At 40.1% G+C, this 916-nt stretch carries 2 protein-coding genes; both read left to right on the plus strand.

Annotation, left to right across the window (positions count from 1 at the left end; translation table 11 throughout):
• Positions 1-66 precede the first annotated feature (66 nt).
• Positions 67-396 (plus strand): IS630 transposase-related protein, encoded by a 330-nt coding sequence (locus ACT3TU_RS14230; protein ID WP_192524967.1) that lies wholly within the window; start codon positions 67-69, stop codon positions 394-396.
• Positions 397-458: 62 nt separating this feature from the next.
• On the plus strand, positions 459-911 hold the full coding sequence (locus ACT3TU_RS14235; protein ID WP_225735425.1) for a transposase: 453 nt from the start codon (positions 459-461) through the stop codon (positions 909-911).
• Positions 912-916: the final 5 nt, after the last annotated feature.

The raw sequence follows: 916 nt of genomic DNA on the forward strand, positions 1-916 counted from the left end.
TATAGTCAGATGACCACAAAAATGTTATAAAATAAATCAATTAAACGATTACCAGTATAAACGACCATGACTTACTCCCTAGATTATCGCAAACAAGTTTTAAAAAGCTTAGATGAGGGCATGACCTTTGCCGAAGCTGCTGTTTTCTATGATATCAGTCCAACGACTATCCAGAAGTGGAAAAAGCGTCTTCATAGTAAAACCACTCGATATATTAAGCCCTACAAAATAGAGGATGAAGCCCTAGCTCAGGATGTCAAAGACCACCCTGACGATTATCACTATGAGCGAGCACAGCGTTTTAATTGTAGCCCAACAGGCATCAGCAAAGCCTTAAAGCGTATTGGTGTTAGCAAAAAAAAAAGACACTTGAGCATCCCAAAGCTTGTCCACTAAAGAGGGCTCACTACCTAAAAAAACTTAACCACTACATTGCTCAAGGCTTTGCTATTGTCTATATGGACGAGAGTGGCTTTGAAAGTGAAACGATGCGTCCTTGTGGTTATGCACCCATTGGTAGCCCCTGCATTGGCAGTTATAACTGGCAAGCCAAGGAGCGAACCAACGTGATTGGTGCGCTATATGGCAAAATGCTGTTTGCACTCGATTGCTTAAAGAGCAACATCAATAAAGAGGTTTTCTATCACTGGTGCAAGTTCACGCTGATACCAAAGCTTAAGAAAAAATGTGTGATCGTTATGGATAATGCGACCTTTCATAAGCGCGTTCAAAAGCTGCTTAACAGGCATGGTCACAGGCTTCTATTCTTACCACCTTATAGTCCTGACTTAAATCCCATCGAGAAAAAATGGGCTCAAGTGAAGTTTTTACGCCAAGGTTGGATGGAAAATGACTTATCTAAATTGTTTTATGATATTCATCCAAATTATAACTCTTTTGTAGTGCAGTGACTATA

This window comes from Psychrobacter sp. AOP3-A1-26 (genome assembly GCF_052378235.1).
GTDB lineage: Bacteria > Pseudomonadota > Gammaproteobacteria > Pseudomonadales > Moraxellaceae > Psychrobacter.